Here is a 20,898-nt window from a genome sequence, read left to right as displayed (position 1 = left end):
TCCTGACGCTGCGCTCCCAACCTGGTTTGGTAGCTACGGGACTCGGATCGATTCAATTCACGCCGTGCGAATCGCGACCACCGGCGATACTTTGGCGGCGTATCGTGCCGGCCCCCAGACGGCGAGTTGCCCGAGCAGCCACAGCAGCAAAGCACCCAGCAGAGGCACGTAAAGCGGCATGCGCGGCAGTTCATAGACATGCATCAGGCCGAGATTCGCCAGGAACGCCAGCAACGCGCCGAGGATAATGCCGCCGCTGACGATCAGAAAATTTTCCGTATGGAAGTAGCCAAGGATGTCGCCCGTTGTCGCGCCAAGCGAGCGGCGGATGCCGATCTGCCTGCGCCGCTGGCTGACCCAGAAACTGCTTAACCCCACGATGCCACCCGCGGTCGCCAGCAGCAGCAATCCGCTGAGGGTGCTCATGAGCACTGCCACGCTGTGATCGTCTGCATAAGCGTGGGCACGTACCTGAGCCATGGTGGTGACGCCTGTGTTCGTATCGATAATGCGCGTATTGCTACGCTCATGCAGCGCTTTCAGCGCTGCAACGATCACCGGTGTCATGGCGGTGGAGTCGGTCCGCACCAGATACGAGACGCCCGCTGGATCGAGATAGCGCGTCGGCACCAGCACGGTAAATCCGTCCATGGATTTCGAATTCCTGAGCGGCCCCTGCAGACTGGCGAGGATGCCAATGATCGCAGCAGGCCCATCCGGCAGATAAACCGTCTTGCCCAGAGCCGAACCATCGGGAAACAGCTTGTCGGCAAGAGCACGGGTGACGATGACCCCCGGGGGAGACATCTTGTCGTTGGGGCCGATGGCGGTAATTTCATCAGGGCGAAAATTGCGCCCCGCCACAAGTGATATGCCCAATGTGTTGATGGCGTGCTCGTCGGAAGCAAAGAACGTGGCCAGCTGCGCGCGTGTCTTCTGATCCGGCTTAAGCTTCAGGTGCACAATGATATTGGCGTTGTAACCACCCAGCGGAATACCCTGACTGGAGAAGGCGTCGCGCACGCCTGCGACATGACGCAGAGCATCCTGGTCGGCACGAATATTCGCATCGATCTCGGCCTCCGTCTGTCCCAACTTCCAGCCGTTGCGTATGACGAAAAGATGGGCCTCGTCCGTACTGGTAGGGCGAGACAGGTGGACGATACGCGTTGCCACGATAAACAGTGCGTTGGATGCCACGGCCAACGTCAGCGCCACCTGTAGAACGATGAGCAGGGTGGCTACCTTGTGTCGACCAAGAGCGGCCACGATCGGGCGCAACTGCATCAATGATCTGGTTAGCGCCATGAAGGTAGCCTCAATTGATCTTGATTTGCCAGGCAGGCTGGGTTTGCGCCGCGCGCCAGGTCGGGTACAGGGCGGCAGCCACCGTGGAGACAATGGCAAGCAGAACGGTCAGCGCTATCAATGAAGTATCCGCATGCACGAGGCGCGCGATGTTCGGCTCGAAAAGGCCTCCGGCACCCCACACGCCTAGCAGCGTCAGCACCACGCCGAGCAGGCCTCCAACGAGCCCCATTGTGGCTGCCTCGATGAGGAACTGCTGGTAGATGACCGCACGCGAGGCGCCCAACGCGCGTCGTATGCCGATTTCCGGCGCTCGTCGCATGAATCGCGCAAGCATGAGCCCGACGACGTTGACCAGAACAATCAGCAGAAAGCTGGCGGAGACCAGCATAGACAAGGTGGATGCAGTCGGAGTGACGTCCAGATACGCCATCCAGTCCGTCAGATTCCGAAGCCGTATGTTGGGCCCCCACGAGAAACGCCCGAGACGCTGCTGCTCCCCGGCATAGTGACGCAGGTATTCGCGGTACTTATCGGAATCGGCGGGCGTCGCCAGCTCCACCCAGGCATCGATCCGGTCACACTCGCCGTGCAGGTAAGCATCCCAGTGGGATGTATCTGATCTCGATGAAGCAGTCGGGCAAAAAGAGAATGTGCTGTCCTTCTTCATATCGTTTGCGCGGCTGAACGGAATGTAGATATCTCCTGCGTCATCGAACGCGTGGGCAGTCCCATGACTGCCTGCGTCAAAAAAACGCGGCCGCGGGTTCCAGTCCTCCAATACACCACTGATCCGAAAGAGTTGGCCATCCAATCGAATCTCTTGCCCGACACTGTTTTTTCCGCCAAACAGCGTTTCGTTCAAGTGCCGACTGATCACCGCGACCGTGGCGTCGTGGGCATCATCATCCACCGTCCATCCTCCGCCAAAACGGAAAGGCACATCGAACATCGAGAAGAAATCGGCAGTCACCGCGTCGCCACCCATCGACAGCGCTGGGAACAGGGGATTATCCGATTCCACTTGCCACTTTGTGGCATACAGCAAAGCTAGCGAGCTCGCGCTACGTGCCTGCCATAACGCCATCGCATCGATGTAGCTCAGCGTTTCGATTGGTTCGCCCCGATCGTTGTAGGACGGACCAACATTGTCGATCAGCGGCACGTAAAGCTGGGACGACTTGGCGGGAAGCGGGTCGCTCGTCGTCGCACGGAATACGGCATAGCTCACCATACACGCCGATAACCCGAAACCCAGCAGTACGATCACCAGCGCAGTCAACGCCTTGCTTCGCAGACTGCTGCGTAACGCCAACCCCACGTAGTAACCCCACATAAGCACGCCCTATGACGTCAATCTTCAAAGTCTGTCGCCTGTCCGGCAAGACAGGGCGTGCAAGTCGATATTCATAAGTGGACGCAAACCACATGCCAAACCGGAATATCAAAATGAGCTTATGAATTCAGAAGGTTACGTTTTCACAGAGGCGTGTCTACTCTGTCCGCGGACACTTTTAAGACTTCACGCGGACACAGTCACGTCCCATTCGCTGCAACGGCATGATTTTCCACGGGCCGCCAAAAGGGCGACAGGGATAGTTCTGTATTGGCCGGCGCATTCAAACAGCGGACTGAGGAATGTGCAGCCGCATATTTTGGACCATCAGCATGGAGCCGGAGCGCAATGGCGCGATTTGTCCCACCGGCACGAAACCTTCGCTGATATACAAGCGCATGGCCGGTGAGTTACCACAGACGACGCCAAGCTGTACCGAGCGAGCCTGCAGCGACGCCGCCCACGCCACGATGGCTCGCAATAGAATACGCGCCAAACCGTGACCTCGACATGCCGGCGCCACCCACATTTGGTAAAGGTTGACTATAGGCGCTGTCGAAATATCGACTTTACCCCAGGCAAGACCCGCCGCTTCCGCACCGAGGTAACCGATCAACGGCAGGTCAAAACCCGAGCTGCATGCCACATGAAGCCGCGAGGCCCACTCATCATCGGCGCGCCATTGCTCTGAAGCGAGAGTGCTTTCAAAAGAATCTGGTGATTCTTCGAGCGCCGCCAAACGCAGGCTTCGATAAACCAAAAATTCCTCCCCTTCGAATGCTCGAACTGTAATTGCGCGAGGTTGCAACATGGCTCCGCCATCCGATGCTAGGTAGTTTCAGATTACAGTCTGACTTTCGTACCATTCCCTATTCGTCTGGTATGTTTTTGACGGTATGCAACGGGCGACATTGACCGCCATCGCAACCGATCAATAGACCGTACGCGCCACAAGAAGCGACAAAGCGTGCATCTGCGTCAGCACGAACCGTACCGCAGCCCGATTGATTTGCCACCGCTTGGGCCATCGACGACGTAGCGGCATTGATAGGGACAACGGGAGAAGATACTGCAGGCAAGGCCGCGGGCGCTTCGGACGAAACAGCAGGCGATGGTGCAATGCCTTGCCGGATGGCATCTGGATCAGCGGCGACAAGCGATCCGGAAGGATGTGCGAGAAGGTATTGGTGGATATTGACGACTTGCTTGTCAGGCCCAACTGCATATGCAGATTGTTCCATTATCGAGCTCCGCAGCGGCGGCGTGGATGATCCATTGGCTTTGATGTAGTCGGCGAGAGTGTCGAGTACCGATTGCGCGCGCCATACCACTGTTCGTTGCGGTATCGCCACGTTGTACATAGCCACGATGGCTTTTGAATGCCACGTGACAATGGTTGACCCAGGTATGTAAATGGTTCTGTATCCGCCGCCTCCATGGGATACGTTTATGAGACGGCCGTCAGCATCGCCATCAAGCACCGCGGCATAGAGGCGCTCGCCCTGCTCCGGGATGGAGGCCGTCTTTTTCATACCGCCCTGAATGGGCTCAATCGAAAAATACGAGAAGCCCTTTTCCATGGTCAACTGCGCGCAGCGATACACCCAGAAATACCATACGCGATCCTTGTTGGTGTAGCCATTGCCGTTGAAATAAACCACGTAGTGACTGTCATCGATCCTGGTTTCGCCGTACCCGCCCGTAAGACCCGACTTCTGATAAGCGGTGGCGCAGCTGGCGAGAAGCATGACCAAAACAATCCCTGCGATGATCTCGCGCATCCCCTTCATAATTTCCCCTGCTTAGCGCCAAAGTTGAAATAGGTTCTGTGAAAAAGTTTGCCGTAAATACCCTCAGTAAACTTTACGCGCATCAAACCGACGATCGCTCAAGACCGCAACAATCGCTTTTACCATCTCGACATCGCTTCGTAGCTGGCCATCCTGCATATCCTTCAGCGACGGTGGCTGCCACCGCATGTCCGACGCATGTAGCCGCTTCGCCGACGCATGAAACTCGCTCGCTTCGGTCAGCGCGATCAGCTCACTGAGATTTCCGGCACTTACCCCTGCCCCCGGCATCACGGCGATACGTCCCGCAGCCAGCTCAACCAGCTGACGAATCAACTTGGCTCCCTCGATCGCCGTCGCCTGCGCACCCGAGGTCAGCACACGCTCGCAGCCGAGTGCGATGACGTCCTCCAGTGCCGAGAGCGGATCGCGCGTCAGATCGAACGCGCGGTGAAACGTGACGCCCATGTTACCTGCGGCGGCAATCAAAGAGCGGCAGCGCGGCAGATCGACGTTACCATCGGCATCGAGTACGCCGAGCACCACGCCATCGCATCCGGCCTGCGCGCACGTCTCGATATCGCGAAGCATCGTTTCGCATTCGAGATCGCTGTAGAGAAAATCGCCGGCTCGAGGACGGATCAGCACATACAGCGGAATGGAGAGTTTTTCGCGCGCCAGCGCGATCTGCGCGTACGAGGGCGTGAGGCCGCCCAGTTCTAGCGCCGTGCACAGTTCGACGCGCCCTGCGCCGCCTTCCTGCGCGGCCAGCGCGGAGGCGACGGAGTTGGCGGCGATTTCCAGGATCACGAAAAGCTCGTGCTGTAGACGCTTTGCGACGCGATCAGGCCGTCCTGTTTTTTGGCATCGCAGATGGCGTAGGAAAAGCCATGCTGGATCGCCCAGGCGCCGGTGTCGCCGTGTTTGTTCATGGCAAGAAAGCCGACCTGCAGCTCTTTCGTTTGTGTGGGACGGCGGCGGATGATGCGCATTACCGCCTCTTTGCAGGCCTCCTGCGGCGTGCGTCCCTGGCGCATCAATTCGACTACGAGGAAGCTGCCGGCGTTGCGGATCACTTCTTCACCCACGCCGGTGGAAGTGGCCGCGCCGACTTCGCCATCCACGTACAGGCCGGCGCCGATGATCGGGCTGTCGCCGACGCGGCCGCGCATTTTCCAGGCCATGCCGCTGGTGGTGCAGGCGCCGGCGAGGCGGCCCTGCGCGTCGATGGCGAGCATGCCGATGGTGTCATGGTTGCCGGCGCCGCCGGGCATGCCGGTGCTGCCGCCGTGGCCGTAGTCGTGCACTTCGCTGTTGATCGACGGCTGGTAGTGCGCGGTCTTCAGCCACTCGTGCCAGGCCTTGTCCGATTCGGGCGTCAGCAGCTCCTGCTTTTTGAATCCCTGCGCCAGCGCAAACTGCAGTGCGCCTTCGCCGACCAGGAGCACGTGCGGCGTGCGGTCCATCACCAGACGCGCCACGCGAATGGGGTGCTCGATATGTTCGAGCGCGGCGACCGCACCGCAGTTGCCGTCGGCGTCCATGATGCTGGCGTCGAGCGTGACGTGGCCGTCGCGATCCGGATAGCCAGCCTTGCCTACGCTATGGTTTTTCAGATCGGACTCGGGCACCTGCACGCCGGTTTCCACCGCATCGAGCGCGTGGCCGCCCTGGCCCAGCACCGTCCATGCGGCCTTGTTGGCGGCCACGCCGAAATCCCAGGTCGAGACCACGCGCGCGCCGGAGAAAGCCTGGCTCGTCGAGGCCTGGTTTGCCGCCAGCTTGCCGACCCATGCCAGCGCCGAGGCGGACGCACCCAATAGCGAGGCCTTGAGGAAATGTCTGCGGTCGGTCATGCGGTGCTCCATCAGCGAAAAATAAAAAACCCCGCACAGTGTGCGGGGTTCCTTTAGGCCTCACAACGCAGGCCGTTGATCAGGCTGCTGCCTCGACCGCCGACGCCTGGGCACCCTTCGGCCCCTGGGTCACTTCGAACTGCACACGCTGGCCTTCCTGCAGGCTGCGAAAGCCCTTGGTGTTGATGGCCGAAAAATGGACGAAAACGTCATCCCCACCGTCCTCGGGCGCGATGAAACCGAAACCCTTGGCATCGTTGAACCACTTGACCGTACCGAAACGCATTGCGTGAACCTCTGAACATGGATTGGGTGCGCCAGGCGCGCGCAGAACCACCTTCGTTCCCCCGGTTCGCCGCCCCCGACCCGTCGAAAAATATCAACATGTCAGGCCTAAGCGCAATATCCACGGCCTAGGAAATTACCGTATACCCCGACCACTTCCTGAGCTTTCGAGCAGCGCCGCGAGGATGCGCGGCACCTCGGCCGTGGCGGCTGCCAGGTGCGCAAAGATTTCGTCGATGCTGATTTCTGCCTCGTCGCCGCAGCCGGCGGCAAAGTTGGCCACCAGCGCGAGGCAGGCGTAGTGCAGCTCCAGCTCGCGCGCCAGCGAGGCTTCCGGCATGCCGGTCATACCGACTAGATCGCAGCCGTCGCGCTTCATGCGCGCGATCTCGGCGCGGGTTTCCAGCCGCGGACCCTGCGTGGCGCCGTAGCAGCCTCCGGCGATCACCGCGATGCCGGCCTTTGCCGCGGCGGTCAGCAAGATCTGCCGCAGGGACTCGGTATACGGCTCGCTGAAATCGATGTGCTTTACCTCGGCGCCGTCGACGTCGCAGAAGCTGGTGTAGCGACCGTGCGTGTAATCGATGACTTGATCGGGCACCACGATGACGCGAGGCCCCATGTCGGCACGAATGCCGCCGACCGCGTTGACCCCGATGACCTTGCGCGCACCCAGGCTGTGCAGCGCCCACAGGTTAGCGCGGTAATTCACCCGATGCGGCGGCAGGCTGTGGCTTTCGCCGTGACGGGCCAGAAAAGCCACGCGCTTGCCGGCGAAATCGCCAATCACCACGTCACCGGAGGCCGGACCGTATGGCGTATCTACCGCATGCCGCGCGGTATTTTCCAGACCGGGAAACTTGTACAGGCCGCTGCCACCGATCACGGCGAGGTCGATGCGTTGTGTTGCGGAAGAGGTCATGGCGAGTCCGGGGAACGGGGAACGGGGAACGGGGAACGGGGAACGGGGAACGGGGAACGGGGAACGGGGAAAAGCGTAAACGGCAAAATCAAAAAAGAAAGCAAATAGCGCTACGAACGATCAAAGATGACCATAACCAGAGCGAGAACTCGACGTTCCCCGTTCCCTATTCCCCGTTCCCTGCTCTTACTCACCCAACGCATAGATGGCCGGCAGATTGCGGCCCTGCTCGTGATAATCCATGCCGAAGCCGAACACGTAGCGATCGGGCAGTTCGATGCCGTGGAAGTCGGCGGTGATGCCTTCGGCCAGGCGATCGTGCCGCTTGGTGCACAGGCTGACGATCAGCACTTTTTTTGCGCCGCGCCGGTAGCAATCGTCGCGTACGGCTTTCAGCGTGTGGCCTTCGTCGAGAATGTCGTCGACCAGCAGCACCACCCGATCGACCAGCGACACCTGCGGCTCGCGCAGCCAGTGCAGCTCGCTGCCGGTGGTTTCGCCGCGGTAGCGCGTGGCGTGCACGTAGTCGAATTCGAGATCGGTGCGAATGGCCAGGGCCAGCTGACCGGCGAAGATCAGTGCACCGTTCATCACGGTAAGAAACACCGGGCGCTCGCCGTCGAGCGCCGCATCGATCCTGTTCGCCATCTCGGCGATGACGCTGTCGATTTCCTGACGCTCATGCAGCAGGTCGGCAGTAGCCAGCGCGTCGGCGAGCGACGGTGTGGGCGTGTTCATGCGTTTTCCCGATCGGCGTTCAACGCCGTGATGCGCGCGACGAAACGATCGCGCTGTGGATTGTTGAGAAGACCGGCCCAGCTGGCGCCGATGGCACCGCGCAGCGCGGCAAGTTCGGGCGACATGCTGCTGAGGCTCGCTCGGTCGGCTGCGCGATCCTGCACGGCGGCGATCGCCTGCTCCACCACGTCGGGGAAACAGGCCAGCACCAGATCGCAGCCGGCGTCGAGATGGGCGCGCACGCGCTCTTCCACGCTGCCGGCGGCACCGGCGGCGGCCATGCTGATGTCGTCGCTGATCACCGCGCCGGCAAAGCCCAGTTCGCCGCGCAGGATCTTCTCGATCCACACGCGCGAATAGCCGGCGGGCTTGTCGTCGATGGCCGGATAAGTGACGTGCGCCATCATCACCGCCTCGACCTTGGCTTCGATGCATTCGGCGAACGGCAGCAGATCGTCGCGGCGGATGGTGTCCAGATCGCGCGGGTCGATCGCCTGCGCCTTGTGCGTGTCGGCGGCAACCGAGCCGTGGCCGGGGAAGTGCTTGAGCACCGCCGCCATGCCGCCCAGATGCATGCCGCGCACATAGGCCTGCGCCAGCTCCGCGGTAATCGCCGGATCGGCATGAAACGCGCGCAGGCCGATGGCCGCGTTGCCGCGCGCCAAGTCGACCACCGGCGCGAAGCTGAAATCCACGCCGCTGGCGCGCAGCTCGCTGGCCATGACCCAGGCATGCTCTTCAGCCAGCCGCACCGCTTCGACGGGATCGCGATCGTAAACATCGCCGATGCGCGCCAGCGCCGGCAGCCGGGTAAAACCGTCGCGGAAGCGCTGCACCGGGCCGCCTTCCTGATCAACCGCGATCAGCAGCTCGTCACCACCGACCTCGCGGATGGCATCGCACAGCGCCACCAGCTGCTCACGGCTGGCGTAGTTGCGCGAGAACAGCAGCACGCCGACCACGCCCGGCGCCGTGAGCCAGGGCTTTTCATGCTCGGCCAGTTCGAGGCCGGCAATACCGATCATCAGCATGCGGCGTCCTCCGCGGCACGTTCGGCCGGCGTCCAGTGCTTATAGGGATGGGCGATCAGGTTGACGTTGTAGTAGCGCGTCAGCGCGCTGACTTCCGCGTCCAGCCAGTCGGGTTTTGGAAACGTGGCATCCACCGCTGACAATTCGATCTCCGCCACGATCAGGCCCTGATTATCACCAAGAAATTCATCGATCTCGAACAGCGCGTCGCCGATGTATACATGGTGGCGGATCTTTTCCAGCACGCCATCGCACAGCGTGGCCAGCAGCGCCTGCGCGTCGGCCAACGGAATGGCATATTCGAACTCGGCCCGTTCGATGCCCGCGACCGCGGCCTTGATGTTCAACCATGCCTTGTCGCCAGCGATGCGCGCGCGCACCGACGCGCGCGCGTTGCCGTCGCGCAGCGCCTGCGCACCGACCAGATAGCCTTGCGCGATGGTCTCGCTGTGCGAAACCCCGGCACGCCAGCTGTCGTCGCGCAAAAGAAATTTTCGTTCGATTTCGATGGCCATGACTTTTAGTTGAAAAGTGCGGCTATGGACGGCCGCTTTTTGATCTTCGCGTTGAAGGACTAACGCATAAATACAGCAATGGATTCGACGTGTGAGGTGTGCGGAAACATGTCCATCACGCCGGCGGACTTCAGCGTAAACCCATGCTGGTTGACCAGGATGCCGGCATCGCGCGCAAGAGACGCGGGATGGCACGACACGTAGACGATGCGCCGCGTCTGCTTGTGCGGCAGGTATTCCAGCACCTTGTCCGCGCCCGCGCGCGGCGGATCGAGCAGCATCTTGTCCCACGGCTGGCGTGCCCAGTCGGCGCTGCGCTTATCCTCGAACAGGTTGGCCACCTGAAAGCGCGCGTTGCCGATGCCGTTGCGGACGGCGTTCTGCGCCGCCCGTTCGACCAGCCCGTGCTCGCCTTCCACGCCGACGACTTCGGCGACGCGGCGGGCGATCGGCAGGGTGAAATTGCCCAGGCCGCAGAACAGGTCGAGCACGCGATCGGTCGGCTGCGGATCGAGCAGTTCCATGGTGCGCGCCATCATCCGCACGTTCATGCCGGCATTGACCTGGACGAAATCCAGCGGCTGAAATTCCAGCTCGACGTCATCGACGGCCACCTCGCCGCTGGGAATACGGAAGGCCAGACGCGGGTTCTCCGGCCACAGCGGATGCACACTGCTGTTGCCGCCGGGCTGCAAAAAGATAGCCAGATCGTGCTGCTGGCCGAACGCGATGAGCCTGGCCAGATCGGACTCACTCAAGGGCTGCATGTGCCGGAAAACCAGTCCCATAGTGTCGTCGCCTGCAGCGAACTCGATCTGCGGAATGTCGCTGGCCGCGTCCATGCCGTTGATCAACTCGGCCAGCAGGCCGATCTTCGGGCCCAGCGCCGGATGCATCACCTCGCACTGCTGGACGTCGGCGACAAAGGCATGATTCGTTTCTTCGCGGAAGCCGACCAGCACGCGGCCCTTCTTGACCACGTTGCGGACCGACAAGCGGCCCTTGCGCCGATAGCCCCACGACTGATCGGTCAGCGGCGGCAGCCACAGCTGCGGCGTGACCTTGCCGATGCGCTCGAAATTTTCGGTCAGCACGCGCTGCTTGGTAGCGATTTGCGAATCGACGTCCAGATGCTGCATCGAACAGCCGCTGCATTCGCCGAAATGTCGGCAGCGCGGCTCGACCCGATGCGGCGAGCGAGTAATGAGCTCGACTACCTCGGCCTCGTCGAAATGGCGGTGGCGCTTGCGCAGGCGCAGCAGCACGTGCTCGTCCAGCAGCGCGCCGCTGACGAACACCGCCTTGCCGTCGACGCGGGTGACGCCGCGGCCGTCGTGGCTGAGGTCGGTGATCACCGCTTCGAACGGCGTGGCGGATACGGAGTTGGATCGGGACATAGGTAATCAGCAAGCCAGGGAATCGGCGCATCGACGGATGCAGGCCACATTAGCCGCCGATTATCACAGATCGATTGCCGCCCCGCCCAGGCGCGGCGCCGAGGCACTTATTTCTGTTGCCAGGCGCCTGACGCGTTCTGCACATACCAGCCGGCCCTGGCCCGATCGATCCAGCCCTTGGCAAAGGTCGCCTGGATCTGCGCCTGCCACTCGGGATGACCGTTGGCGCTGGCCACTTCGCGATACAGCGCGGCGCGATCGCGGTTTTCATCGGTCACCGTGGCGGACGCCTGCGCGCGGGCGCTCAGCGGCACCTTCGAGGCGTCGCGCATGGCGACCAGGCCATCGCGGGTAAAGCCCACCGCGCCGCTGTCGAGCAGCGCTCCGAGCGGGCCCTTGAAGCGTGCGCTCATGCGGGCACTGATGGCTTCGGTGGCTGCGGTCTGCACGCGGATATTGGGCACATCGGCCGCGGCCGCAGTCGGAATCAGCAAATCGAGCAGCATGGCCGACGGGTGCTGGCCACTGTCCGCTGCCGGCGGCGGATCCTTCGGCGCGGGCTTCGCCGGCGCGGCGCTGTCGATCACGTTGCCGATGAACTGATCGGCCGCTTTTTGCGCCGCGGCCTCGGGAAAATACACGTTGATGGTGACGCAGCCGACCAGGGCGATAGCGAGCGTAGCCAGGAGTCCGACGACGAGTTTGCGCATGAGCATTCCAACGTTGAATTAAAAAATGGAAGAGAACGAAACGTGTCAACGCACCTGCGGCGCGGCACCGTTGATGGCCGCCTGCAATCGATCAATCAGGGTCGGCCAGTCCACCTGCGCCTGATGACCGACGACCTGCAGACGCGGCAGCCCGCTGCCTTCGAGAATAGTGTAGCTGTCGCCACCGGACTCCAGCCCGCTCATTCGACAGACCGACGCCTGCAGCGTGCAGTTGAGCCCGATGCGCTTGTAGCCGAAAGTCTTGAACAGCTTGAGCACCACGCCCTGCAGGCCGGCCGCGATACCGCCACCGCCGACCGTGGTGAGATTGTTGACCGCGCGCTGGCTGATCCGACCGCCGCTGCCGGCAAGCAGGCGCGCATCGAACGCCACCGGCTTCCAGTCGACCAGCTGCAGGTTGTTGACCGAGCCGTCCATGCGGCCGGTGATGCTGCCGAAGTCGAACACGCTGGTCATCGCGCCCAGATCGAGCTGGCGCAGGCTCATGTCGCCGCTCAAGGCCGGGCTCGGCCCGAACGGATGCTGCAAGGACAGTCGCGTGATGTCGACAAAGCCGCCAAACAGGCTGGCGGAAAGTCCGCCCTGCAGTTCCATGCGGTCATCCACCAAACGCAGCGACGGAATCGCGCCGGCGAGCGTACCGGGGAACGCCGGCCAGCCCATGGCTTGGCTGAAAGCGCTCATGTCGATGCCCAGCAGCACCAGCGAGGTGGTCAGACGCTGGCCCTTCACGGCGGCGGGCCGCCAGTCGAACTGGCCGATCCGCAGCTGGCCCTTGAGCACGGGCACGTCCAGTGGCTTCTGCAGGCTCAGCAGTCCGTCGTGGCTCTGCCAGTGCGACTGCGCCGCGCCGTTGGCGATGCGGTAAAACGTCAGACCGCTCCAGCCCAGCGTGGTTGCTGGCCGGTCGCCCTGCGCCGTCCAGTCCATGCCGCCGCGAAGATTACTGATCGCCACGCGGCCGTCGGCATCCGCGAGATTGAGGTTGTCGACGCTGAAGGCGAAGGCACGCAGCCCATCGGCGCGCATATCCATGCTGCCACTGAGCTGCCCCGCGCTGGTGAGATTGCGCAGGCCCATCGTGGCCAGCCACGCCTCGCCGTAGCGCTGATACGCGGCTGGAAAGCTGGCGTGAAAGCGATCCAGGCTCAGGCTTTTCAGTGCACCCTTCGCATCGAACGCCAGCGCACCCTCCAGCTGCAGCGCGTCGGCGTCGTTGACCCGAAGATGCGTCAAGGCAACGGCACCGTTCTGCGCGGTCGCCTGCAGGCTCAGCGGCACGACATGGTTTGGCAACCTGGCGTAAATCGGCCCGAGCAGGATCTCGCCGCCACGCAGGCTGGCTTCAAGGCCGATCTGCGCCGGCCCCTCGGTAGTGTCCAGATCGAACCGGCCGCTGCTGCTGAGCCGCCGCGCCGCCAGGGTGCCGGCAGGCGTGTCGAAACCCACCTCGCTCAGACTGAACTGGCCGGACGACTGCAGCCCGACGTCGCGCATGTCCAGCGCCAGCTCGGCGTCGAGTTTGCCGCCGGTCGGATGGCCCGACCAGACCGTGCCGAGCAGACCCTGCAGCCAGCCGGCCGGCAGGTTTTTCAGGCTGATCTGCACGTGGCTCAGCTGATCCAGCGGCATCGCGGTGCTGGCCTTTGCGTTGCCCTGAGTGACGTCGATCTGCAGGGTATTGGCCGCTTCGCTCAGCTGCATGACCGCGTGCGCCTTGCTCAACGCACCCCCGGGCGCGTTGGCCAACTGCACGACGCTGTCAAAAATCCAGCGCAGCTGGGCATCACGCTGCAGGCTGCCATCCATCGTCAGGCCGAGCCGGTGCCAACCCATCGCCGCGATGTCCGCCTGCGCGGCACGCAGCTGCATGCGCAGGCCGCCCTTGCCGTCCTCACCGATGCGCACGTTCACCGACTGCAGCCGAACGCCAGGCACGCTGATGGCCTTGGCGCTCAGCACGATATCCGCACGCGCGGGCATCGTCCACACGCCGCCGACCAGCAGCAGGCAGTACAGCAATAGATGGCTTGATGTCGAACGCATGTCGCGCCATTCTGCCAAACTCAGCTGAACGATATGGATTTCGTCATGCACCGATGGTTTTCCGACTCACCTTCGATGGCGGCCGCGCCCGTCAACATGCCAGCCGCCGAGCAAGCCAAACCCCTGCATGCCAGTCATTTACGCGTACTGGTCGCCGACGACGATCCGGGCAGCTGTCGCTTCCTGTGTGATGGATTGCGGGCAATGGGCGCGCGCGCCGAAGCCTGCAGCAATGGGCTGACAGCGCTGGAGCGCGCGCAGGCCGAGAGCTTCGATCTGCTGCTGCTCGATTGCCGCATGCCTGGCGCCGGTGCGCTGGAAATCGTCACGTTGCTGCGCGAAAGCACGAAAGCGCGCTCCGCGGACAGCACCGCCGTCGCCACGACTGCCGAGCTGGCACCGGCGGATCGGATGGCGCTGCTCGAGGCCGGCTTCAACGATATCCTGCTCAAGCCCTGCACGCTGAGCGATCTGCAGCGCGTGCTGGCGCTGGTGGATCGCGGCAGCACCGCATTACTCGACGACGGCGCGGCGCTGATGACCACCGGCGATACCACCACGATGCGTGCGCTGCGCCTGCTGCTGCGCGAAGAGCTGGCGGTGCTGGAACGCGAGCTGGACCAGATCGCGCTGGACCGCGTCGACTTCGGCGAACGCCTGCATCGGCTGCGCTCATCGTGCGGATTCTGCGGCGCCGCCACGCTCTCGACGCAGACGGCGTTGCTGCAAAGACAGCTAGCCCGTGCCGATGCCGCGCCGGTGTCGCTGGTGCGTTTTCGCCGCGCGCTGCTGGCGACGATCCAGGCGCTGGATCGCTGATCAGCGGCGCGAGCTAGCCATCGCCAGCACGCGCCAGGCGCGCAGCTCGCCGCCGCCGAGGTGGAAACGGATGATCTCGCGCATCAGGTCACGCAGGGTGCGCAGGCCCATGTTGTCCGGCATCTCATCGTGCTGGAGCGCGATCAGGTCGCTGCCGCGAATCGCCCGCGAATGGCTGGCCAGGCTGCGCACGGCGCCCTGATCGGCCCGATAGCGGTAGTGCCCGTCCGATTCCAGCGGCTCGCCGCTTTCGGCGTCGAACTCCAGCTGCAGGCCATAACCGATGGCTTCCAGCAGATCGCGCTCGAACCGGCGCAGCGTCCACGCCAGCGGCTCGCCGCCGGCCAGTCGCGCCAGCGTCCTCGCGTAGGCATCGAAGAGACTGGGAAACGGATCCTGCCGCTCGGTCAGCCGCACCACCAGCTCGTTGAGGTATAGGCTCGCCAGCGCGGCGTCGCCGATCATGCGCAGCGGTACGCCGACCGGCTCGACCGCGGTCAGGGTGGCCAGCTCGCCGCGCAGCAGCAGATCCATCACGATCGGCTGAAACGGCTCCAGCTGCGCCCGCTTCAGGCGGGCCTTTTCACCACGCACGCCGCGCGCGATCACTCCTATGCGGCCATGCTCACGCGTCAGGCATTCCAGCAACAGCGACGTCTCGCGGTAAGGCCGCGCGTGCAGCACGTAGGCTGGTTGCTGTTCGATGCGCATGGCTTTGCCGGGGGCGGGGGGCGGGGAACGGGGAACGGGAAATCAAGAGCGTCGCACTTCGCGAGTTAACCAGCAAAACGGAGCGCCGCTTTTACCGTTCCCTATTCCCCGTTCCCTGTTCCCTGCTCCTAATCCGTATACCCGAACTTCTTCAGCATGTTCTCGTCGTCCACCCAGCCCTCGCGCACCTTGACCCACAGCTTGAGGAAGACCTTGCGCTCGAACATGCGCTCCATGTTGCGGCGGGCGCCGCTGCCGATCGCTTTAAGCTGGGCGCCGCCGTTGCCGATGACGATGGCTTTCTGGCCGTCGCGTTCGACCCAGATGATGGCGTGGATTTCGGCGATGCCGTCGGGGCGATCGCTGAACTGCTCGATTTCCACCGTGGTGGCGTACGGCAGCTCCTGATCGAGCCGCAGCATCAGCTGTTCGCGCACCATTTCGGCGGCGAGAAAGCGCTCGCTGCGGTCGGTGACTTCGTCATCGGCGTACTGCGGCGGCTGCACCGGCAGACGCTTCAAAATGGCCTGCTCCAGCTCGCTCAAACCCTGCTTTTTGAGCGCGCTGATGTAATGAATTTCGTCGTAGCTGTGCTTGGCCACCAGCTCGGTGACGAACGGCAGCATCACCGTCTTGTCCTTGTTGAGGTCGACCTTGTTGATCACCAGAATGCGCGGCGACGACTGTTCGACGAGCGCGGCGTACAGCGCCTCGTCTTCATCGGTGAAGCGGCCGGCCTCGATCACCTGCACCACGAGATCCACGTCGTTGATGGCCGAGCGCGCCGCACGATTCAGGCTGCGGTTCATCGCCCGTTTGGCGCCGCGATGCAGGCCAGGCGTATCGACGTACAGGATCTGCCCCGCCTCGCTGGTGGCGATGCCGAGAATGCGGTGGCGCGTGGTCTGCGGCCGCGGGCTGACGATCGACAGGCGAAAACCGATCAGCGCGTTCAACAGCGTGGACTTGCCGACGTTGGGGCGGCCGGCCAGGGCCACCGTGCCGCAACGAAAATCGTCGTGCGGCAGCGTGGGGCCGGTGTCGTCGGTGTGTTCCAGTTCGTGGTTCATGTAGTGAATTGCTCGACAAGTCGGACGGCAAGTGTAGTGCTTCGCCGCAAACAGCATGGAAAGAGGGCCGGCGCGCATGCGGCGGTCGCTCGGCCGGTCGCGCCAAGCAGTTCAAAAACCGGCCGGCGCGAGGCGTCAGGATTTTTTACGCTGCTTTTCCAGCAGCTCGCTCAGCACACTGTCGGCCGCGTCCTGCTCGGCTGCGCGCCGGCTGTCGCCGCGCGTCTGTGCGCTCAGCGCCAGCGGCTGCTCGATCGAGCAGCGGATATCGAACGTCTTGGCGTGATCTTCGCCATGGCTGGCGAGCAGATCGTATTGCGGCAGCGGCCAGCCGCCGGCCTGCAGGTATTCCTGCAAGCGGGTCTTGGCATCCTTGGAGGACCGCCGCAGGGCCGTGACGCGTTCGCCAAACAGGCCGCGCAGCAGCTCGCGACAGGCGTCGAAACCACCGTCCAGATACACCGCAGCAACCAGCGCCTCGAACGCGTCGGCCAGAATCGAATCGCGCCGAAAACCGCCGCTTTTCAGCTCGCCGGGACCAAGCTTCAGCTCATCGCCCAGCGCCAGCTCGCGTGCCACGGTTGCGAGGGCCTGGCCGTTCACCAGCTGCGCGCGCAGCCGCGAGAGTTCGCCTTCACTGGCCTTGGGGTGAACCTCGAACAACAGCTCGGCAATGACAGCACCCAGCAGTGCGTCGCCCAGAAACTCCAGTCGCTCGTTGTTCGGCTTGCCGACGCTGCGGTGGGTCAGTGCCAGCTGCGCCAGCGCCGGATCGCGAAAACGATAGGACAACTGCAGCATTTACTGGCCTACGTTGCCCTGCAGCGGCACGCTCTTGTTGAAGTGCAGCAGAAAGTCGATGTTGTACATGAACGGGATGCGCTTGTCGTAATCGACGTTGAGCGTATTGGCGCCACCGGCGTCACGCTTGATGGTGATGTCGCTCGGCTTGATGGTGGAATCATCCACGTACTGAAAGCCCAGCTTGAACATCAGATCGCGGCGGATATCGTCCAGCGTCTTGCCGTTGGTCCCCGCCGTGGCGATCTGGTTCATCGCCTTGCTGACGCCCATCGCTTCGGAGTACGACGGAAACAGCTTCATGGCCATGAAGGCAAAGAAGCCGACGATGACGATGATGAACAAAAATCCGATCAGAGTGACGCCCGACTGCTTCGATTTCATAGTCCCCTCACTATGCCGCCAGGTGGCGTGCTTGTGGTTTGCGTATCGCGTATCGAAAATGCGGCGCGATGCATGTCGCCGCGTTGCCTGAAAGATAGCCCGCCTGAAAACGGCCCGCGCTGGTTCACTCGTCCCTTCGACACCTCAAGCCGCCGCCGGTATCGCCGGAACGCCGCTCGCGCCCGCGGATTCTCGCACGGCCGGCGCGCTTGTGTTCAATCCGATCGCGGGAGCCAGGCATCGGGCCGCATGGGAGAAATCGTCGCACCCTAGTGAATCAGCGTGCCGATGCGCGAAAAATCCACGCCGCCGGTGTGCAGACCCTTCCAGCTCATCCAGATGAGAAACGCCTTGCCGGCCAGGTTCTTCTCCGGCATGCAGCCCCACCAGCGGCTGTCCAGGCTGTTTTCGCGATCGTCGCCCATCACCAGATAGCAGCCTTGCGGCACCAGCGAAGGCACTTTCGAATTGGGGATCGAACGGGTCGGCATGCGCAGCGGCATGCGCGCGATCAGATGGTCACGCGTACCGAGGTGTTCGTTCCACACGGTAGCATCGAAATTCAGCAGCTGGGCATCTTCCTCACGCTGCGGATTGCCCTTGAAGGGACCGATTTCTTCGTCGACCACCGGTTTGCCGTTGATCACGATCTGGCTGTCGCGCACTTCGACGGTATCGCCAGGCAGACCGATGATGCGCTTGATCCAGTTCTGGCTCTGCACCGGCAGATGCGGCATCGGGCAGGCATCGTCCGGTCCCAGCGGCGGCTCGCCGCCCTCGTCGCCGCCCACGCGGATCATCTGGCCGCTGGCGTCACGGCAGAGATAGCCGGGAAAGCGAAACACCACCACGTCGCCGCGCTTGGGTTCACCCACGCTAAGAAACTTGGTGTTGAAGGCCGGCATGCGCAGGCCGTACGCAAACTTGTTGACCAGGATGAAGTCACCGACGTCCAGCGTCGGCATCATCGAGCCGGAGGGAATGCGGAAGGGCTCGGCCACGAACGAACGCAGCAGCAGCACCACCAGCACCACCGGAAACAGCGAGCGCGCCCAGTCCACCGCCACCGGATCGGTGTACTCGGTGCCGGCGGCATCGAGGCGCGCCTTGCGCTTTTTGTACAGAAACAGGCGATCCAGGCCCCACACCACGCCGAACAGCACGGTGAGGCCAAGCAGAATCGCCGAAAAATCAAAATCCATGGAGTGCTCCAGATGGGACGGGGAACAGGGAACGGGGAATGGGGAACAAACGGAGCGACGCGCCGGGCTTTGCCTTGTCCGTTTCCGCTTTCCTGCAGCTAGCTCCCCAAAGCATTATTTATCTACCCTAAGCACCGCAAGAAAGGCTTCCTGCGGAATTTCCACGCGCCCGACCTGTTTCATGCGCTTCTTGCCTTCCTTCTGCTTTTCCAGAAGCTTCTTTTTGCGGCTCACGTCGCCGCCGTAGCACTTGGCCAATACGTTCTTGCGCAGCGCTTTCACGGTGGAGCGCGCAATGATCTGCGCGCCCACGGCCGCCTGGATCGCCACGTCGAACTGCTGGCGCGGAATCAGGTCTTTCATGCGCTCCACCAGCTCGCGGCCTTTGCGGTCGGCGTGGCTGCGGTGCAGGATCAGGCTCAGCGCATCGACGCGATCGCCGTTGATCAGCACGTCGGTGCGAACGAACGGGCCGGCTTCGAAGCGCTCGAAGTGATAGTCCATCGACGCATAGCCGCGGGACACGGATTTGAGCCGATCAAAGAAATCCATCACGACTTCGGCCAGCGGCATTTCGTAGACGATCTGCACCTGCGTGGCCAGGTACTGGATCGAGCGCTGCACGCCGCGCTTGTCCTGGCACAGTGTGACGATGTTGCCGATGTAGGCCTCGGGGGTGAGGATGCTGGCCACGATGATCGGCTCGCGGATTTCCTGCACCTGCGGTGACGACGGAAGCTTGGACGGGTTGTCCAGCATCATGATGGTACCGTCGGTTTTCAGAATCTCGTAGATCACGGTGGGCGCGGTGGTGATCAGGTCGAGATCGTATTCGCGCTCCAGCCGCTCCTGCACGATTTCCATGTGCAGCATGCCGAGAAAGCCGCAGCGAAAACCGAAGCCCATCGCCTCGGACGACTCCGGCTCGAAGAACAGCGCGGCGTCGTTGAGGCGCAGCTTGTCCAGCGCTTCGCGCATGGCCGGGTAATCGTCGGAAGACACGGGAAACAGGCCGGCGAATACACGCGGCTGCATGTGCTGGAAACCCGGCAGCGCCTTGTCGGCCGGCTTGCCCGCATGGGTCAGCGTGTCGCCGACCGGCGCGCCGTGCACGTCCTTGATCGAGGCGTTGATCCAGCCCACTTCGCCGGCGCCCAGATGGTCGAGCTTCTTGCGCTTGGGCGTGAACACGCCGACGTCGCCGACTTCGTGGGTGCGGCCGGTCGACATGACCAGCAGCTTGTCGCCGGGGCGAATCTCACCCTGCATCACCCGCACGAGCGACACCACGCCCAGGTAATTGTCGAACCACGAGTCGATGATCAGCGCCTGCAGCCGATCCGTGTCGCGCGGCTTCGGCGGCGGGATGCGGGCGATGATTGCTTCCAGCACCTCGATCACGTTGAGGCCGGTCTTGGCGCTGATCGCCACCGCGTCGGTGGCGTCGATGCCGATCACGGCCTCGATCTCGAGCTTCACTTTTTCGATGTCGGCCGTCGGCAGGTCGATCTTGTTGAGCACGGGAATCACTTCCAGCCCCTGCTCCACCGCGGTGTAGCAGTTGGCGACCGACTGCGCCTCGACGCCCTGCGCGGCATCGACCACCAGCAGCGCGCCTTCGCATGCGGCCAGCGAGCGGCTGACCTCGTAGGAGAAATCCACATGCCCGGGCGTGTCGATGAAATTCAGCCGATAGGTTTTGCCGTCGCGCGCCGTGTACGGCAGCGACACCGACTGCGCCTTGATGGTGATGCCGCGCTCGCGCTCGATCGGATTGTTGTCCAGCACCTGCGCTTCCATCTCGCGGTCGGCCAGGCCTCCACACAGCTGGATGATGCGATCGGCGAGCGTCGACTTGCCATGATCGATATGGGCAATGATGGAGAAGTTGCGGATCAATTCCATGGAGCGCTGGCGGCCTGTCGAACGTGGGTCTGCCGCCATGCGCGGCGCGCA

21 protein-coding genes are annotated in these 20,898 nt (G+C 62.9%); 1 reads left to right on the top strand and 20 read right to left on the bottom strand.

Features of this window, described 5'->3' with window-relative positions:
• Positions 1–57: 57 nt before the first annotated feature.
• The 14 genes from ACDK93_RS08990 to ACDK93_RS08925 all read right to left on the bottom strand — a co-directional run bounded on the left by ACDK93_RS08990 (position 58) and on the right by ACDK93_RS08925 (position 13,955).
• Positions 58–1,287, bottom strand: coding sequence for an ABC transporter permease (locus tag ACDK93_RS08990; protein WP_458072232.1), 1,230 nt, complete (start codon positions 1,285–1,287; stop codon positions 58–60).
• 31 nt (positions 1,288–1,318) lie between these two features.
• Positions 1,319–2,644 carry an ABC transporter permease gene (locus ACDK93_RS08985; protein ID WP_458072231.1) on the bottom strand — a complete coding sequence of 442 codons (1,326 nt, stop codon included), beginning with the start codon at positions 2,642–2,644 and terminating at the stop codon, positions 1,319–1,321.
• Positions 2,645–2,927: 283 nt separating this feature from the next.
• Complete coding sequence (locus ACDK93_RS08980) at positions 2,928–3,455, bottom strand: GNAT family N-acetyltransferase (RefSeq protein ID WP_458072230.1); 528 nt, start codon at positions 3,453–3,455, stop codon at positions 2,928–2,930.
• Positions 3,456–3,513: 58 nt separating this feature from the next.
• On the bottom strand, positions 3,514–4,434 hold the full coding sequence (locus ACDK93_RS08975) for a CC0125/CC1285 family lipoprotein (RefSeq protein ID WP_458072229.1): 921 nt from the start codon (positions 4,432–4,434) through the stop codon (positions 3,514–3,516).
• Between the two features lie 63 nt (positions 4,435–4,497).
• Positions 4,498–5,244 (bottom strand): copper homeostasis protein CutC, encoded by a 747-nt coding sequence (locus ACDK93_RS08970; RefSeq protein ID WP_458072228.1) that lies wholly within the window; start codon positions 5,242–5,244, stop codon positions 4,498–4,500.
• A complete protein-coding gene (locus ACDK93_RS08965) occupies positions 5,241–6,290 on the bottom strand; it encodes a N(4)-(beta-N-acetylglucosaminyl)-L-asparaginase (RefSeq protein ID WP_458072227.1) in 1,050 nt (349 codons plus the stop codon). The genes ACDK93_RS08970 and ACDK93_RS08965 overlap by 4 nt, the downstream gene beginning before the upstream one ends.
• A gap of 79 nt (positions 6,291–6,369) precedes the next feature.
• Positions 6,370–6,576, bottom strand: a complete 207-nt coding sequence (locus tag ACDK93_RS08960) for a cold-shock protein (protein ID WP_179476822.1) — start codon at positions 6,574–6,576, stop codon at positions 6,370–6,372.
• A 135-nt stretch (positions 6,577–6,711) separates the two neighbouring features.
• Positions 6,712–7,497, bottom strand: a complete 786-nt coding sequence (locus ACDK93_RS08955; protein ID WP_458072226.1) for an S-methyl-5'-thioinosine phosphorylase — start codon at positions 7,495–7,497, stop codon at positions 6,712–6,714.
• 186 nt (positions 7,498–7,683) lie between these two features.
• A complete protein-coding gene (locus ACDK93_RS08950) occupies positions 7,684–8,235 on the bottom strand; it encodes a hypoxanthine-guanine phosphoribosyltransferase (protein WP_458072225.1) in 552 nt (183 codons plus the stop codon).
• A complete protein-coding gene (gene nagZ, locus ACDK93_RS08945; protein WP_458072224.1) occupies positions 8,232–9,266 on the bottom strand; it encodes a beta-N-acetylhexosaminidase in 1,035 nt (344 codons plus the stop codon). Before nagZ ends, ACDK93_RS08950 begins: the two co-directional genes overlap by 4 nt.
• The gene (locus ACDK93_RS08940) at positions 9,260–9,781 is read right to left on the bottom strand and encodes a CYTH domain-containing protein (RefSeq protein WP_458072223.1); all 522 of its coding nucleotides are present in this window, start codon (positions 9,779–9,781) and stop codon (positions 9,260–9,262) included. Before ACDK93_RS08940 ends, nagZ begins: the two co-directional genes overlap by 7 nt.
• 59 nt (positions 9,782–9,840) lie before the next feature.
• The gene (gene rlmD / locus ACDK93_RS08935) at positions 9,841–11,178 is read right to left on the bottom strand and encodes a 23S rRNA (uracil(1939)-C(5))-methyltransferase RlmD (RefSeq protein WP_458072222.1); all 1,338 of its coding nucleotides are present in this window, start codon (positions 11,176–11,178) and stop codon (positions 9,841–9,843) included.
• A 107-nt stretch (positions 11,179–11,285) separates the two neighbouring features.
• Complete coding sequence (locus tag ACDK93_RS08930) at positions 11,286–11,888, bottom strand: YdbL family protein (protein ID WP_458072221.1); 603 nt, start codon at positions 11,886–11,888, stop codon at positions 11,286–11,288.
• A 45-nt stretch (positions 11,889–11,933) separates the two neighbouring features.
• A complete protein-coding gene (locus ACDK93_RS08925) occupies positions 11,934–13,955 on the bottom strand; it encodes a hypothetical protein (RefSeq protein ID WP_458072220.1) in 2,022 nt (673 codons plus the stop codon).
• A gap of 45 nt (positions 13,956–14,000) precedes the next feature.
• On the opposite strand from ACDK93_RS08925, the gene ACDK93_RS08920 reads away from it, so the two are divergent.
• Entirely contained in the window at positions 14,001–14,774 is a 774-nt protein-coding gene (locus tag ACDK93_RS08920) for a response regulator (protein WP_458072219.1), read from the top strand.
• Here the strand turns inward: ACDK93_RS08920 and recO are convergent, their stop codons facing one another.
• From recO to lepA, 6 genes are all read right to left on the bottom strand, one after another.
• Positions 14,775–15,485: a DNA repair protein RecO gene (gene recO / locus ACDK93_RS08915; protein ID WP_458072218.1), complete on the bottom strand. Its 711-nt coding sequence runs from the start codon at positions 15,483–15,485 to the stop codon at positions 14,775–14,777.
• Positions 15,486–15,613: 128 nt separating this feature from the next.
• Positions 15,614–16,555 (bottom strand): GTPase Era, encoded by a 942-nt coding sequence (gene era, locus ACDK93_RS08910; RefSeq protein WP_458072217.1) that lies wholly within the window; start codon positions 16,553–16,555, stop codon positions 15,614–15,616.
• Positions 16,556–16,690: 135 nt separating this feature from the next.
• A complete protein-coding gene (rnc, locus tag ACDK93_RS08905) occupies positions 16,691–17,353 on the bottom strand; it encodes a ribonuclease III (protein WP_458072406.1) in 663 nt (220 codons plus the stop codon).
• A gap of 3 nt (positions 17,354–17,356) precedes the next feature.
• A complete protein-coding gene (locus ACDK93_RS08900) occupies positions 17,357–17,740 on the bottom strand; it encodes a DUF4845 domain-containing protein (protein WP_458072216.1) in 384 nt (127 codons plus the stop codon).
• 269 nt (positions 17,741–18,009) lie between these two features.
• Complete coding sequence (lepB, locus tag ACDK93_RS08895; RefSeq protein WP_458072215.1) at positions 18,010–18,942, bottom strand: signal peptidase I; 933 nt, start codon at positions 18,940–18,942, stop codon at positions 18,010–18,012.
• A 114-nt stretch (positions 18,943–19,056) separates the two neighbouring features.
• On the bottom strand, positions 19,057–20,847 hold the full coding sequence (gene lepA, locus ACDK93_RS08890; RefSeq protein WP_458072214.1) for a translation elongation factor 4: 1,791 nt from the start codon (positions 20,845–20,847) through the stop codon (positions 19,057–19,059).
• Between the last annotated feature and the right edge of the window lie 51 nt (positions 20,848–20,898).

The sequence above is a fragment of the Rhodanobacter sp. BL-MT-08 genome, assembly GCF_054161255.1.
This window is presented reverse-complemented; position numbering and strand designations above follow the sequence as displayed.